The sequence below is a fragment of the Streptomyces sp. NPDC088194 genome (genome assembly GCF_040702025.1).
In the GTDB taxonomy this organism is placed as follows: Bacteria; Actinomycetota; Actinomycetes; order Streptomycetales; family Streptomycetaceae; genus Actinacidiphila.
This window is the reverse complement of the sequence record NZ_JBFBIV010000038.1, coordinates 43533-58430: the sequence shown is the minus strand read 5'-3', so window position 1 is coordinate 58430 and position 14898 is coordinate 43533. Positions and strand designations below refer to the sequence as shown.

The following is a 14898-nucleotide window of genomic DNA, read 5'->3' as shown; positions in this document are numbered from 1 at the left end:
CCGGTCTAACCCATGCGGGCCGCGATGATGGCGACGACCGCGACGATCGCGGGAACGCCCATCATGAGGCCGAAGATGATGAGCAACCGCCGCTGCGGCTGCGGGGGATTCGGTTCGAGTACGGGCATGACGTTCAGTCTGGCACCGCTTCCTGGAGGGTCCGCACCGGGGTCACAGTTCGTCCTCGATATGGCGGTTGCGGCCGGCCAGCACGCCGCACAGCGCCTGGGGCACCACCAGTGCGATCATCAGCGCCATCGGCAGGCCCCAGCCGCCGCTGACCTGGTTGAGCGTGCCGACCAGGATCGGTCCGGGGATGGAGATCAGATAGCCGCTGCTCTGCGCGAACGCCGACAGCCGTACGACGCCGGCGCCGCTGCGCGCACGCATCCCGATCATCGTCAGCACCAGCGGGAAGGCGCAGTTGGCGAAGCCGAGCAGCAGCGCCCACAACCAGGGTGCCGCGGCGGGCGCGGCCCACAGCCCGGCGAACCCGGCGAGCTGGAACACCGCGAGGGTGACGACGATCGGTCCCTGCGACCCCATCCGGGCGGCGAGCGGGGGCAGCACGAACGACAGCGGCACCCCCAGCACCATGGTGAGGGCCAGCAGCAGGCCCGCCTTGTCCGCGGACAGCCCGGCGTCCCGGAAGACCTGCGGCATCCAGCCCATGGTCACGTAGGCGGCGGTGCTCTGGAGCCCGAAGTAGCAGGCGAGCATCCGGGCGGTACGGCTGCGGCTGATCCGACCGTGCTCGCCGTGTGCGGGCGCGGGTACGGGGGCGGTCGCTGTGGATGCCGACGGGGATGCGGCCCGGTCCCGTACGGTCCTGGTCCGCGTCGCCGGCCGCTGGCCCGACCGGTCCCGTATCAGCAGCAGCCACGGCACGACCGCCACCGCGGCGAGCCCGGCCCACACGCCCAGGCCCCACCGCCAGCTGCCGCCCAGCGCGTCGGTGAGCGGCACGGTGACGGCCGCGGCCACGGCGGTGCCCAGCGACAGGGCCATCGAGTAGACGCCGGTGACGGTGCCGACCCGGTCGGGGAAGTAGCGCTTGACCATCACCGGCATCAGCACGTTGGAGACCGCGATCCCGGCCAGCGCGAGCGCGCTGGTGACCAGGAAGACCGCGGTGTTGCCGGCCAGCGGGCGCAGCAGCAGGCCGCCGGCGATGGCGGCCATCCCGGCGCAGACCACCGCGCCGGGGCCGAAGCGGCGGGCCAGCCGGGGCGCGGTGAAGCCGAACAGCGCGAAGCACGCGGCGGGCACCGAGGTGAGCAGCCCGGCCATGGTGCCGCTCATGCCGAGGTCGTCGCGGACCTCCTTGAGCAGGGGGCCGAGGCTGGTGACGGCGGGGCGCAGGTTGACCGCGGCGAGGATCAGGGCGACGACGACGAGCCGGCGCACCCAGGGGACGGGCAGGGTCGGACGGTCCACGGGGGCGGGTGCGCGGGTGGCGTCGGCCGGGCCCGCGGCGCGCTCCGGTGCGGCCGCGGCGGGGTCGAGGGTCAGGGATTCGTCATCGTGCATGAGCCCATCATAGAATGATGGGATGAATCTCGGACCCGTGTCTCGTCCAGCGCCCCTCGCCGACCAGGTCATCGCGCGGCTGCGCGCGGAGATCGCCGCAGGGAGCTGGCCGGTCGGCTCGCGCATCCCCACCGAGTCCGAGCTGGTCGCGCTGCTCGGCGTCGCCCGCAACACCGTCCGCGAGGCGGTCCGCGCCCTGGCGCACAACGGCCTGCTGGACATCCGCCAGGGCTCGGGCACCTACGTCGTCGCGACCAGCGAACTCGCCGGGGTGATGCACCGCCGCTTCGCCGACGCCGATCCGCTGCACGTCGCCGAGCTGCGCAGCTCCCTGGAGGCCAGCGCGGCCCGGCTGGCCGCCGAGCGCCGTGACGACAAGGACCTGCGCAAGCTCGACACGCTGCTGGAACGGCGCGAGCGGGCCTGGGACTCCGGCAGCACCGAGGACTTCGTCCAGGCCGACGCCACCTGGCACCTCGCGGTGACGGCCGCCTCGCACAACGACGTGATCACCGCGCTGTACGCGGACCTCGGCGAGGTGCTGCGCGACTTCCTGCGCGCCGACGTCGGCACCGAGCTGCGCCCGGAGGACCACGTCGACCACGCCCGGCTGCTGGCCGCCATCCGCGCGCGCGACGCCGACGCCGCCGCCGCCGAGGCCCGCGACCACGCGTTCTCCTGCCGGTTCCTCACGTACCGGTCATGAGCACGGCCTCCTTGCCCGCGCGGGCAAGGAGGCCGGGTGCACCAGCTGGGTACGCGAGGGGCCGGGCGCGGGGCGTGCCGCCGGCCGGTCGGATCAACCGACCGCGTGCAGACCGCCGTCCACGTGGATGATCTCGCCGGTCGTCTTGGGGAACCAGTCCGACAGCAGCGCCACGATGCCACGGCCGGCCGGCTCCGGGTCCGTCAGGTCCCACGCCAGCGGGGAGCGCGTGTCCCAGGTGGCGGCCAGGTCGCCGAAGCCGGGGATCGACTTGGCGGCCATGGAGGCGAGCGGGCCGGCCGACACCAGGTTGCAGCGCACGTTCTGCTCGCCGAGGTAGCGGGCGAGGTAGCGGGAGGTCGACTCGAGCGCGGCCTTGGCCGGGCCCATCCAGTCGTACTGGCCCCAGGCGAACTGCGCGTCGAAGGTCAGCCCGACCACCGAGCCGCCGCTCACCGCGTCCGGGCCGTCGGCCTCGGTCATCAGCGGCAGCAGCGCCATGGTGAGGGACTTCAGGGAGAACGCCGAGACGTGCATCGCGGTGGACACCGACTCGAAGGGCGTGTCGAGGAAGTTGCCGCCGAGCGCGTCCTGCGGGGCGAAGCCGATGGAGTGCACGACCCCGTCGAGCCCGCCCAGCTCCTTGCGCACGACCTCTTCCAGGCCCGCCAGGTGCTCGGCGTTGGTCACGTCCAGCTCGATGACCTTCGTCGGCTTCGGCAGCTTCTTGGCGATCCGGGCGGTCAGGGTGGGCCGGGGGAACGCGGTGAGGATGATCTCGGCGCCCTGCTCCTGAGCCAGCTTGGCGGCGTGGAAGGCGATGGACGACTCCATCAGCACGCCGGTGATCAGGATGCGCTTGCCTTCGAGGATTCCGCTCATGGTGATCAGTGACCCATGCCCAATCCGCCGTCAACCGGGATGACGGCTCCAGTGATGTACGAGGCGTCGTCCGAGGCGAGGAAGCGCACGGTGGCGGCGATCTCCTCGGGCCGGCCGTACCGGCCGAGCGGCACCTGGGCGACGATCCCGGACCGCTGCTCGTCGGAGAGCGCCCGGGTCATGTCGGTGTCGACGAAGCCGGGGGCGACGACGTTGAACGTGAGGTTGCGCGAGCCCAGTTCACGCGCGAGCGAGCGGGCGAAGCCCACCAGGCCGGCCTTGGACGCGGCGTAGTTGGCCTGTCCACCGCTGCCGAGCAGACCCACCACGGACGAGATCAGCACGACCCGGCCCTTCTTGGCCCGCAGCATGCCGCGGTTGGCGCGCTTGACCACGCGGAAGGTGCCGGTGAGGTTGGTGTCGAGGACCGTGGTGAAGTCCTCCTCGGACATCCGCATCAGGAGCTGGTCACGGGTGATGCCCGCGTTGGCGACCAGCACCTCCACGGTGCCGTGCTTCTCCTCGATCTCCTTGTACGCCTGCTCCACCTGCTCACTGTCGGTGATGTCGCAGCGCACCGCGAGCACGCCCGACTCGACCAGTTCCGCAGGCGGTTCACCCGAGCGGTACGTGATGGCGACCTTGTCGCCCGCGTCGACGAAGACCCGGGCGATGGCGAGGCCGATGCCCCGGTTTCCTCCGGTGACGAGAACCGAGCGGCTCAACGGATCACTCTTTTCCTGCGTCGATGGGTCGTGGCTGTCTGCCTGAAAACTATCGGTACCGGTCGCGTTCCGGGGAATCGCCCCGTACAGGCTGCTCACGAGGTCCCTGTGGGGTTCCTACAGTGCCCGGCGTGCCTGGGGCCTGCGGATACGTCCCATCGACGCGGGAGGCGGTCAGGTGCCGTGCGGGCCGGTGCCGGCCGGCAGGTCGGTGGACGTGTGCTTCGTGGCGTACTGGTCCACGGTGACGGTCAGCGACTGTGCGATCTGCCGCAGGTAGGAGATGAGCCGTTCGGTCTCCTCCTGGTCGGCGCCGCTCGACTTGCCGTCCTGCTCCCGGATCTGCTGCAGGATCGCCTCGGCCTGCACCCGGGCGGCGCGCACCATGGTGCGCGCCTGATCGCGGGCCGCGACGACGGTCTGCTCGGCCGACTGCTGGGCGCGGGCCTGCTGCAGGACCGCGTCCACGGTCGGCACACCGGTGAGGTTGGTGCCGTCGCTGATGTTGTTCGCCCGTATCCAGTCCCGGTGGCGCTGCATGTCCGTCCGCAGCCGGTCGTTCTCCTGCGCCAGCGCGGTCAGTTCCGCCGCGCAGCGGCGCAGCGCGTCGTGCACCGCCTCCTCGTGGTAGCCGCGACGGGTCAGGGGGGCGCGGGGGAACGTCATCGAGCGCAGCGTCTCGGGCGTCACCCGGCGCTCCTCCGGGTGGTGTGCTCGTGTCTCGTTCACATGTCTCCGATCACCGAGCGTCTTCGTAGTGCAGCAGGTCGTGGGGGATGCCGCCGGCCGCCAGATCGCGCACCGTCGCGGAGACCATCGCCGGCGAGCCGCAGACGTACACCGAGCGTCCGCGGCAGGCCCCCGAGCGCAGGACGGGACCGGCCAGGCTGCGGTTCTCGAAGCTGCCGAAGTCCGCGCCGACCAGCGGGGTGACGCGCAACCACGGATGGGCTTCGGCCAGTTGCCGCAGCGCGGGCATGTCGTACAGGCCGTTCGCGTCGCGCGCCCCGAAGAACAGGTCCACCCGGCGCGGCGGGCCGTACCAGGCGATCTCCTCGATCAGGGCGCGCATCGGGGCCAGTCCGGTACCGCCGGCGACCAGCACCAGGTCGCGGCCCTGCGACCGCCGCAGCCCGAGCCGGTCGCCGATCGGGGCCCCGAGGCGCAGCACGTCGCCCTGCCGCAGCGAGTGGACCACGGCCGGACTGACCAGTCCGCCGTCGATGGAGCGCACGTGCAACTCGATGCTGCCGTCGGCGCGCACCGCGTTGGCCGGGGTGAAGGACCGCCAGGTGCTCGGCAGCATCGGGGTCTCCACCATCACGGACTGACCGGCGGCGTACGCCATCGGCTGGTCCAACCGCAGGGTGACGACCGCGATGTCGAAGGCGCGTTGCTCGTGCCGCACCACCTCGGCGTTCCACCACGGCGGGTTCACCGCGCTGTCGGCATCGGCGGCCTGGAACATGGTGCGGGCCACCAGCCCGTAGGCGTCGGTCCAGCCGCGCCGCAGCTCCGGGGTCCACGCCTCGCCCAGGAAGTAGCCGAGGGTGGCCAGCAGCGCCTGTCCCACCGCGTCGTAGTGCTCCGCCACCACCTGGAACTTGCGGTGGTCGCGGCCCAGTTGCTGTAGGTACGGGACGAGGCGGTCCGGGTCGTCCACGTCGGCGACGATCCTGCCCAGGGCCGCGACCAGCCGGTCGCGCTGCTGGCCCATGGACACCGGGAACATCGGCCGGACCTGCGGCGCGATGAGGAACAGGTAGGAGTAGAAGTACCGCGGTACCTCGTCCCCGGACTTGCCGACCAGGGCGAAGGAGTCCCGCAACGCCTGGGTATCGCTCACGACCACCCACCGGCATCCGACATCAGGGGTGACCTCCGTGCAGTTGGGGGCCGTTCGGCGGCTCGCCGCGGCGAGCCGCTGACGGCTCGGTCAGCGGGCGGCCGCATCGCCGGCCGCGACCATGGTGTCGCTGATCACGCCGTAGACCCCGGTCCAGGACTCCTCGACGGCGGGCGTCCACGCGTCGCCCGCGTAGTGCTGCAAGGTGGCTATCAGGCTGGCGCCCACGGCCGGGTAGTGCTCGGCCAGCGCGCCGTAACCCACGTGCCGCCGCCCCAGGTTCTGCAGCATGCCGGTCAGCGTCTCGGGGTTCTCGATGTTCGCCACCAGGGCGCCCAGGGCGGCCCACAGGCGATCGCGCTGCTCGTCGATGTGCGGCGCGAACAGCGGGCGCACCTCGGGGTGATTGGCGAACAAGTGCTCGTAGAAATATGCAGTCACCTGCGAGCCGTTCGGCTCGACAACCTTGAAACTGCTACGGATCAGCGAAGGGTCTACGGTCATGGCGGCCGACTCTAGCCAGAGGCAAGGGAATCGAACAAGTTGTGCCGGTGAGAAGAAGAAGCGGGCACCGCATTACCATCACCGGCCGATCGGAAATCACGTCGTACGGGAAAACCAGCCATGTCGGCACATCGGAGGAACCGGCCCGAGGAGCAAGCCGAACCGACGGGTCGGCCCCGGCTCACCCGCGAAAGCGGCCGGACGGCGCTCTCCGCAATTCCGCATTCCGGACGGCATCCCCGGGCGGTGTACATCCGGCGGTCCGTCGGAATTCACCGGATGGACCGCGATCGCGGACACCGCCCTGGATTCGGCCGAGCCGCCGGGCGGCAGGCAGGGCGCGGGCACGGGCGCGGCGGTCCGTCCGAACGCGGCGTCCCGGCCGCCGGGAGGGCCGGTCGGCGAGTTATCCACAGCCGGGCGAAAACGTCCGCCCCGGGACGGCGCGGACATGGTTCACTGCGAAGACGCGAAGGAAGGGAAGATCGTCGTGCCGCATGAGGTGGATGAGTCGTTCATGGCGTTGCCGTTGCGCGCGCTTGCCGACGCCGCGCTGGCCAGGGCGCGGGCGTTGGGAGTCGAGCACGCGGACTTCCGGTTGGAGCGGGTGCGCAGTGCGGCGTGGCGGTTGCGGGACGCCCGCCTGGCCGGCGCCTCCGACTCCACGGATCTGGGGTATGCGGTGCGGGTGGTGCACGGCGGGGCGTGGGGCTTCGCCGCCGGCGTGGACCTGACGATGGACGGCGCGGCGAAGGTCGCCTCGCAGGCCGTCGCGATGGCGAAGCTGTCGGCGAAGGTGATCGCCGCCGCCGGCGCGCAGGACCCGGTGGAACTGGCCGCCGAGCCGGTGCACCCGGACCGCACCTGGGTCTCGTCCTACGACGTCAATCCGTTCGACGTGCCCGACGCGGAGAAGACCGCCCTGCTCGCCGAGTGGAGCTCGCGGCTGCTGGCCGCGGAGGGCGTCTCCCATGTGGACGCCTCGCTGCTGACCGTGCAGGAGAACAAGTTCTACGCCGACACCGCCGGCACCAGCACCACCCAGCAGCGGGTCCGGCTGCACCCGTCGCTGACCGCCGTGTCGGTCGACCCGGACAGCGGCGACTTCGACTCGATGCGCACCCTCGCCCCGCCGGTCGGCCGCGGCTGGGAGTACCTGACCGGCGACACCTGGGACTGGGACGGCGAACTGGCCGCGATCCCGGGCCTGCTCGCCGAGAAGATGCGCGCCCCCTCAGTGGAGGCCGGCCGGTACGACCTGGTGGTCGACCCGTCGAACCTCTGGCTGACCATCCACGAGTCGGTCGGCCACGCCACCGAGCTGGACCGCGCGCTGGGATACGAAGCGGCGTACGCGGGCACCTCGTTCGCGACCTTCGACCAGCTCGGCACCTTGAAGTACGGCTCCGCGCACATGAACGTGACCGGGGACCGCACCGCCGAACACGGCCTGTCCACCATCGGGTTCGACGACGAAGGCGTGGCCGCCCACTCCTGGGACCTGGTGCGCGACGGCGTCCTGGTCGGCTACCAGCTCGACCGGCGGATCGCGAAGCTCACCGGCTTCGAGCGGTCCAACGGCTGCGCGTACGCCGACTCCCCCGGCCACGTCCCGGTGCAGCGCATGGCCAACGTGTCGCTGCAACCCGCGCCAAACGGCCCCTCCACCGAAGAGCTGATCGGCTCGGTCGACCACGGGATCTACGTGGTCGGCGACCGCTCCTGGTCCATCGACATGCAGCGCTACAACTTCCAGTTCACCGGCCAGCGGTTCTTCCGGATCGAGCACGGCAAGCTCGCCGGCCAGCTCAAGGACGTCGCCTACCAGGCCACCACCACCGACTTCTGGGGCTCCATGGCCGCGGTCGGCGGCCCGCAGACCTACGTGCTCGGCGGCGCGTTCAACTGCGGGAAGGCCCAGCCGGGCCAGGTCGCGGCGGTCAGCCACGGCTGCCCGTCGGCCCTCTTCCAGGACGTCAGCATTCTCAACACCACGCAGGAGGCCGGCCGATGACCAGCAGCGCCAGCAGCGCGGCGACCAAGCCGCACGAGATCGTCGAGCGGGCCCTGGAGCTGTCCCGGGCCGACGGCTGCGTGGTGATCGCGGAGGAGGAGTCCAGCGCCAATCTCCGCTGGGCGGCCAACTCCCTGACCACGAACGGCGTGACCCGCGGCCGTACCCTCACCGTGATCGCCACCGTCGACGGCGCCCAGGGCACCGCCTCCGGCATGGTGTCGCGGTCCGCGGTGACCGCCGACGAGTTGGAGCCGCTGGTGCGGGCCGCGGAGGCGGCGGCCAGGGAGGCCGGGCCCGCGGAGGACGCCCAGCCGCTGGTGGCCGGCCGCGCCCCTTCGGCCGACTTCACCGCGCCACCCGCCGAGACCTCCTCCGACGTGTTCGCGGCCTTCGCGCCCGCGCTGGGCGAGGCGTTCGGCACCGCCCGGGCCGGCGGGCGGGAGCTCTACGGCTTCGCGCACCACTACGTGACCTCCACCTACCTGGGCACCTCCACCGGGCTGCGGCTTCGCCACGACCAGCCGTCCGGCACCCTTGAGGTGAACGCGAAGTCGCCCGACCGCACCCGCTCCGCGTGGGCGGGCCGTTCCACCCGCGACTTCACCGACGTCGATCCACTGGCGCTGGACACCGAGTTGGCGCAGCGGCTGGTCTGGGCGGAGCGCAAGGTGGAGCTGCCCGCCGGGCGCTACGAGACGCTGCTGCCGCCCACCGCGGTCGCGGACCTGCTGATCTACCAGCTGTGGTCGTCCGGGGCCCGCGACGCGGCCGAGGGCCGCACGGTCTTCTCCAGCACCGGCGGCGGCACCCGGATCGGCGAGAAGATCGCCGCGCTGCCGCTGACGCTGCGCAGCGACCCGGCCGAACCCGGCCTGGAGGCAGCGCCGTTCGTCATCGCGCACGCGTCGGACGACGACTCGTCGGTCTTCGACAACGGACTGCCGCTCGGCCCGGTGGACTGGGTGCGCGAGGGCACCCTCAACCAGCTGGTCACCACCCGGCACAGCGCCGAGCTGACCGGGGTGCCGCTCGCACCCGCGGTGGACAACATGGTGCTGGACGGCGGCGGCACCCGGTCGCTGGCGGAGATGGTCGCCGACACCGAGCGCGGCCTGCTGCTGACCTGCCTGTGGTACATCCGCGAGGTGGACCCGGCGACGCTGCTGCTGACCGGCCTGACCCGCGACGGCGTGTACCTGGTGGAGGGCGGCGAGGTGACCGGAGCGGTGAACAACTTCCGGTTCAACGAGTCGCCGGTCGACCTGATGGGCCGGGCCACGGAGGCGGGCCGCACCGAGCGCACCCTGCCCCGCGAGTGGGGCGACTACTTCACCCGCGCCGCCACCCCGGCGCTGCGGATTCCCGATTTCAACATGAGTTCGGTCAGCCAAGGGGTCTGACCGGCACGGGCCGGCCGGGGCGGACCCGGCCGGCCCCGGCCGAGGGGGGCACATGCTCGACGAGAAGCAGGCGGTCAAGGTCTCGAAGTTCCTGTCGCTGGTCCTGCGGCACAACCCGCAGGCCGCCGGCATCACCCTCGACGAGGCGGGCTGGGTGGGAGTCGACGAGCTGCTCGCCGGGTGCGCCGCCAGGGGCCGCCGGATCTCGCGCGCCGACCTGGACCACGTGGTCGCGACGAACAACAAGCGCAGGTTCGCCTACTCCGCGGACGGCCGCCGGATACGGGCCAGCCAGGGCCACTCGGTGCCGGTGGAGCTGGGCCTGGCCGCCGCCGATCCCCCGGCGGTGCTCTACCACGGCACCGCGGCGGCCACGCTGCCGCTCATCTGGCGGGACGGGCTGCGGCCGATGTCCCGGCAGGACGTGCACCTGTCGGCGGACACCGAGACGGCCGCGCGGGTGGGTTCGCGGCACGGCCGTCCGGTGGTGCTGGCGGTGGACGCGGCGGGACTGGCCGCGGAGGGCGGCGAGTTCCGGCTCAGCGCGAACGGAGTGTGGCTCACCGACCGGGTACCACCGCGGTGGCTGCGGCAGTTGCCGTAAGGCGCCGCCGTTCACCGCCGTGGCTACGGCAGTTGCCGTAAAGCGCCGCCGTCCGGGCCGCCCCGCGTCACACCGACGTGGTGCGCTTGCGCCGCCTGTGCGCGGCCCACAGCGCGTCGCCGAGCGCCACCAGCACGATCGCGCCGATCAGTTGGAGGACGTGCCGGGTCCAGTCGATGCCCTTGGTGTCGCGGACGCCGAGCCACCGGGACACGCCGTTGCCGAGCGCGCTGCCGCCCATACCGCAGATCACGGTGAGCCACAGGGGCAGGCTCTGCTTGCCCGGGATGATCGCTTTCGCGATCAGACCGAGCACCAGGCCGACGATGATCGCCCACAACCAACCCATGCCGCTCGCCTCCTCCGGCCGGACGGCGAATGCCCGGCAGCCGTTCCGCAAGTGTCCGTCCGGGTGGTCTACGCCGCATGTCGGGCGGCCGCCTACCGACCGGGACGCAGACCCGGCACCGCACACCCGCACCCGCCCCGCCCTGCTGCGCGGCGGCCCGGCGGCGTACCTTGGAGCTACCGGGCAGCAGGTGTCGTGACCCGTGATCGGCACAACCCGGTGTATGGAGCAGGCGGTGGAGCGGGATGGGGAAGCAGGGCGGGTCGGAGATCTTCCAGATCACCGGTGCACGGACCGGGCTCACCGACGACGTACGCGGGCGCCAGCGGCGGTACATCATCTCGATGTCGATCCGCACCGTCTCGGTGATCCTCACGGTGGTGCTGTGGAACATCGAGCGACCGCTCGCCTGGGCGACGCTCATCGTGGGTGTGCTGCTGCCGTACGTGGCCGTGGTGTTCGCCAACGGCGGGCGGGAGAACACCCCGAACCTGCCGACCTCCTCCTATGTCCCGCCGCTGGCCCGGCCGGCCCTGGAGCCGTCGAGGGTCGAGGCGGCCGCCGAGCGGGTCCCGGAACGGGTGGAGGAGCCGGTCGGCGAACACCCGGAAGCGGGCTGACCCGGCCACCGCGTCCATGACTGGTCCAGACCTATGACGGTCGGCCGGGGAAGCTCAAGAAAAGCTCAGATCAATCATCGGGTTCCCCCTCCACGCGCGGCAGACCGCGTGACATACTGCGGTACGCGCTCCGTATCCCCCGTCGGAGCGATGGACCGACGCCGGGCGGCTCCCCCCGTGGCTGCCCGGCGTCGCCATGTTTACATGGGTGCCATGAGCGACGAGAGGCCGACCTGCTCGGCGAAGGGCTGCCGGACGGCCGCCGTGTGGGTCCTGGCCTGGAACAACCCCAAGCTGCACACGCCGGAGCGGCGCAAGACCTGGCTGGCCTGCGAGGAGCACCGCGAGCAGCTCTCCCAGTTCCTCGGGGTGCGCGGCTTCCTGAAGGACGTGGTGACGCTGACGCAGTGGGAGGCCCGGTCAGCCGCCGATGGCTGACATCGGCCGGTCCGGCTGGAGGAAGGCCGGATCGTCCAGGCCCGAGCCCGCCTTCTTGCCCCACATCGCCGCCTTCCACAACGCGGCGACCTCACCGTCGGCCGCGCCCGAGCGCAGCGCGCCGCGCAGGTCGGACTCCTCGCGGGCGAACAGGCAGTTGCGCACCTGACCGTCGGCGGTCAGCCGGGTCCGGTCGCAGGCGCGGCAGAACGGCCGGGTGACGGAGCCGATCACCCCGACCCGGGCCGGGCCGCCGTCCACCAGCCAGCGCTCGGCCGGCGCGTGGCCGCGGACCGACTCGCCCTCGGCGGTGAGCGCGAAGCGGGTCCGGAGCGCGGCCAGGATCGCGTCGGCGGTGACCATGTCGGAGCGCTGCCAGCCGTGCTGGGCGTCGAGCGGCATCTGCTCGATGAACCGCAGTTCGTAGCCCTCGGCGAGCGCCCAGCCCAGCAGGTCGGGCGCCTCGTCGTCGTTGACCCCGCGCATCAGCACGGTGTTGACCTTGACCGGTGTGAGCCCGGCGGCCCGGGCTGCGGCGAGGCCGGCGAGCACGTCGTGGTGCCGGTCGCGGCGGGTCAGGGTGCGGAAGACGTCCGGGCGCAGGGTGTCGAGCGACACGTTGACCCGGTCCAGGCCGGCGGCGCGCAGGGCGGCGGCGGTACGGCCGAGCCCGATCCCGTTGGTGGTCAGCGAGAGCCGGGGGCGTGGCCGCAGGGCGGCGCAGCGCTCCACGATGCCGACCAGGCCGGGGCGCAGCAGCGGTTCGCCGCCGGTGAAGCGCACGTCGGTGACGCCGAGTTCGGTGACGGCGACGCGGATCAGCCGGACGATCTCGTCATCGGTGAGCAGGTCGGGCTTGGCCAGCCACTGCATGCCCTCCTCGGGCATGCAGTACGTGCAGCGCAGGTTGCAGCGGTCGGTGAGCGAGACCCGGAGGTCCGTGGCCACCCGACCGTAGGTGTCGACGAGCACGGCCCCTCCTCTCCCGCCGGGGCGCCCGCGTGGCGCCGCTGCCGTTTCCCCACCCCCACACTAGATCGCGCCGGGGGCGATACGGCGGCTCGCGGGTGTGGAAGCTGTTACCGCGGCAGCGTACGCGACTCCACGCCCTTTGCAACAGTTTGTTGAATGAGCTGGTTCGGCGCCCCTTCCCCGACGCCCCCGACGCCCCCGCCTCCTCCGATGCCCCCACCTGACCCGGCGCCCGCCTGCGCGTCCGCCGGCTGCCAGCCCGGGCCGAGGCACAGGTGCCGCAGCCGGTCGCGCCAGGTCCGGGCCGCCGCGAGATCGCGGGCGATGGCCGCGTACTCGTGCGTGGCGACCCGCAGCGGGTTGTACGTGGCGATGTTCTTGGTCAGCCCGTAGACCGGCCGCTCCGTCTCCGCGGTGAAGGAGCCGAACAGGCGGTCCCAGACGATGAGGATGCCGCCGAAGTTGCGGTCGAGGTAGCCGCCCTGCGAGGCGTGGTGCACCCGGTGGTGCGAGGGGGTGTTGAGCACGAACTCGGCCGCGCGCGGCAGCTTGTCGACCCGTTCGGTGTGAATCCAGAACTGGTAGACGAGGTTGACCGACGTGCAGAACGCGAGCACCGCCGGGTGCACGCCGAGCGCGACCATCGGCAGGTAGAACGGCCAGGAGGTGAGGCTGGTCCAGGGCTGGCGCAGCGCCGTGGAGAGGTTGAAGTTCCGGCTGGAGTGGTGCACGACGTGGCAGGCCCACAGCACGCGGATCACGTGGTGCCCGCGGTGCGACCAGTAGTAGCAGAAGTCCTGGGCCAGCAGCGCCAGGAGCAGGGTCCACCAGTGCAGCGGCACCCGCAGCGGGGTCAGCGCGTAGAGCGCGGAGTAGACCGCCACGATCGGGATCTTCCACATCGCGTCGGTGAACAGGCTGCCCGCGCCCATGGACAGGCTGGTGACGGTGTCCTTCCCGGTGTACCCGGCGGCGTCCTCGTCGGGGTGGAACCGGTAGCTCGCCAACTCCACGACGGTGAGCAGCACGAAGGCCGGCACCGACCACAGCACGACGTTCGGCAGATCTGGCATGAACGCACCATAGGTGCTGTTACCCGGGGTACGCCAGACGTTGTTACCCACTGGTAGAGCCGGCTTGCGCGGAGGCGGGTGGGAAACGCTGTCGGCGACGGCCCTTATCCTCAATGACCATGCTGGACAACCGGACCGAGCCGCCTCCTGCCCCCCGCGGGCCGACGCAGATGCCGATGCCGAGCCCGTCACCGACGCCGACGCCGTGGCCCTCCGGTTATCCCGGTGGATACGCCGTGGTCGACGTGGAGACCACCGGACTCAGCAGGGACGACCGGATAGTGTCCGCCGCCGTCTACCGGCTGGACGCGTACGGCGAGGTGCAGGACCACTGGTACTCGCCGGTGAACCCGCAGCGCGACCCCGGCCCGGTGTGGATTCACGGCCTCACCGGCGCGATGCTCGCGAAGGCGCCGCTCTTCCCCGAGATCGCCGACGACCTCGCCGAACGGCTGGCCGGACGCGTGCTCGTCGCGCACAACGCGGTCTTCGACTGGTCCATGCTGGCAAGGGAGTTCGCCCGCGCGCAGGCCACCGCCCCGGTCGAGCACCGGCTGTGCACGATCGTGCTGGCCAAGGAGCTGCGACTGCCGCTGGCCAACCACAAGCTGGAGACGCTCGCCGCGCACTACGGCGTGCAGCAGCGCCGGGCGCACCACGCGCTGGACGACGCCCGGGTGCTCGCGGAGGCGTTCCGGCCGAGCCTGCACCTGGCGGCGGCCGCCGAGTTGCCGCTTCCGCTGCACGCCTGCCGCCCCCTGACCGAGTGGAAGGACACCGCGGCCGCCGCCGCCCACCCCGGCCAGGACGGACCGGTGCCGGCCCCGCGCTACGGCCGCATCCACGGCTCCGGTTACGGCAACTCCGGCTGGCGCCCGGCCCGCAAGCGGCCGGCCTGCCCGTATCCGAACCCCGGGCGGCTGGCGCCGGACGGGCCGCTGGTGCAGGGCATGCGGGTGGCGTTCTCCGGCGACACCGGCATCGACCGCGAACTGCTGGAGGACCGGGCCACCGACGCCGGCCTGCACGTCGCCTCCTCGGTGAGCCGCCTCACCAGCCTGCTGGTCACCAACGACCCCGACTCCCCCACCACCAAGGCGATCAAGGCACGGCAGGTGGGCACCCCGATCATCGACGAGGAGCGCTTCGCCGAGCTGCTCAAGGCGGTCAGGCCCGCCGAGGGTGTACACGGCTGACACCTGGGTGCCGTACACCGCCGTACGGGTGAAAGC

At 72.1% G+C, this 14898-nt stretch carries 17 protein-coding genes; 7 read left to right on the top strand and 10 right to left on the bottom strand.

What is annotated here, in order from left to right; all coding sequences use genetic code 11:
• Positions 1-5 precede the first annotated feature (5 nt).
• Together AB0399_RS21915 and AB0399_RS21910 are read right to left on the bottom strand one after the other, a co-directional pair.
• A complete protein-coding gene (locus tag AB0399_RS21915) occupies positions 6-128 on the bottom strand; it encodes an SGM_5486 family transporter-associated protein (RefSeq protein ID WP_272933063.1) in 123 nt (40 codons plus the stop codon).
• A 43-nt stretch (positions 129-171) separates the two neighbouring features.
• Positions 172-1530: an MFS transporter gene (locus AB0399_RS21910; RefSeq protein ID WP_366412476.1), complete on the bottom strand. Its 1359-nt coding sequence runs from the start codon at positions 1528-1530 to the stop codon at positions 172-174.
• A 22-nt stretch (positions 1531-1552) separates the two neighbouring features.
• On the opposite strand from AB0399_RS21910, the gene AB0399_RS21905 reads away from it, so the two are divergent.
• Positions 1553-2236, top strand: a complete 684-nt coding sequence (locus AB0399_RS21905; protein WP_366412475.1) for an FCD domain-containing protein — start codon at positions 1553-1555, stop codon at positions 2234-2236.
• Positions 2237-2329: 93 nt separating this feature from the next.
• Here AB0399_RS21905 and fabI read toward each other — a convergent pair whose 3' ends face one another.
• From fabI to AB0399_RS21880, 5 genes are all read right to left on the bottom strand, one after another.
• Positions 2330-3118 (bottom strand): enoyl-ACP reductase FabI, encoded by a 789-nt coding sequence (gene fabI / locus AB0399_RS21900; RefSeq protein ID WP_328462576.1) that lies wholly within the window; start codon positions 3116-3118, stop codon positions 2330-2332.
• A 5-nt stretch (positions 3119-3123) separates the two neighbouring features.
• Positions 3124-3843, bottom strand: a complete 720-nt coding sequence (fabG, locus tag AB0399_RS21895) for a 3-oxoacyl-[acyl-carrier-protein] reductase (protein WP_328462578.1) — start codon at positions 3841-3843, stop codon at positions 3124-3126.
• Positions 3844-4017: 174 nt separating this feature from the next.
• Complete coding sequence (locus AB0399_RS21890) at positions 4018-4533, bottom strand: DivIVA domain-containing protein (RefSeq protein WP_328462580.1); 516 nt, start codon at positions 4531-4533, stop codon at positions 4018-4020.
• A gap of 49 nt (positions 4534-4582) precedes the next feature.
• The gene (locus AB0399_RS21885) at positions 4583-5689 is read right to left on the bottom strand and encodes a globin domain-containing protein (protein WP_366412474.1); all 1107 of its coding nucleotides are present in this window, start codon (positions 5687-5689) and stop codon (positions 4583-4585) included.
• Positions 5690-5779: 90 nt separating this feature from the next.
• On the bottom strand, positions 5780-6193 hold the full coding sequence (locus tag AB0399_RS21880; protein WP_328462584.1) for a globin family protein: 414 nt from the start codon (positions 6191-6193) through the stop codon (positions 5780-5782).
• A 490-nt stretch (positions 6194-6683) separates the two neighbouring features.
• Between AB0399_RS21880 and AB0399_RS21875 the strand changes: the two genes are divergently transcribed.
• From AB0399_RS21875 to AB0399_RS21865, 3 genes are read left to right on the top strand one after another with little or no spacing between them, the layout of a single operon-like run.
• A complete protein-coding gene (locus AB0399_RS21875; RefSeq protein ID WP_329374391.1) occupies positions 6684-8207 on the top strand; it encodes a TldD/PmbA family protein in 1524 nt (507 codons plus the stop codon).
• A complete protein-coding gene (locus AB0399_RS21870) occupies positions 8204-9610 on the top strand; it encodes a metallopeptidase TldD-related protein (RefSeq protein WP_329370735.1) in 1407 nt (468 codons plus the stop codon). Before AB0399_RS21875 ends, AB0399_RS21870 begins: the two co-directional genes overlap by 4 nt.
• 52 nt (positions 9611-9662) lie before the next feature.
• Positions 9663-10214, top strand: a complete 552-nt coding sequence (locus tag AB0399_RS21865; RefSeq protein WP_366412473.1) for an RNA 2'-phosphotransferase — start codon at positions 9663-9665, stop codon at positions 10212-10214.
• Between the two features lie 67 nt (positions 10215-10281).
• Here AB0399_RS21865 and AB0399_RS21860 read toward each other — a convergent pair whose 3' ends face one another.
• Entirely contained in the window at positions 10282-10563 is a 282-nt protein-coding gene (locus AB0399_RS21860; RefSeq protein ID WP_329370731.1) for a GlsB/YeaQ/YmgE family stress response membrane protein, read from the bottom strand.
• Between the two features lie 245 nt (positions 10564-10808).
• Here AB0399_RS21860 and AB0399_RS21855 point away from each other — a divergent pair, with 245 nt between their 5' ends.
• Positions 10809-11183 carry a DUF3099 domain-containing protein gene (locus tag AB0399_RS21855; protein ID WP_366412472.1) on the top strand — a complete coding sequence of 125 codons (375 nt, stop codon included), beginning with the start codon at positions 10809-10811 and terminating at the stop codon, positions 11181-11183.
• 213 nt (positions 11184-11396) lie between these two features.
• The gene (locus tag AB0399_RS21850) at positions 11397-11621 is read left to right on the top strand and encodes a hypothetical protein (protein WP_328462595.1); all 225 of its coding nucleotides are present in this window, start codon (positions 11397-11399) and stop codon (positions 11619-11621) included.
• Here AB0399_RS21850 and moaA read toward each other — a convergent pair.
• Positions 11604-12593, bottom strand: coding sequence for a GTP 3',8-cyclase MoaA (gene moaA / locus AB0399_RS21845; protein WP_329370727.1), 990 nt, complete (start codon positions 12591-12593; stop codon positions 11604-11606). The genes AB0399_RS21850 and moaA overlap by 18 nt on opposite strands.
• Positions 12594-12700: 107 nt before the next feature.
• Positions 12701-13666, bottom strand: coding sequence for a sterol desaturase family protein (locus AB0399_RS21840; protein ID WP_366412471.1), 966 nt, complete (start codon positions 13664-13666; stop codon positions 12701-12703).
• Between the two features lie 170 nt (positions 13667-13836).
• Between AB0399_RS21840 and AB0399_RS21835 the strand changes: the two genes are divergently transcribed.
• A complete protein-coding gene (locus AB0399_RS21835) occupies positions 13837-14862 on the top strand; it encodes a DEDDh family exonuclease (RefSeq protein WP_329374390.1) in 1026 nt (341 codons plus the stop codon).
• Positions 14863-14898: the final 36 nt, after the last annotated feature.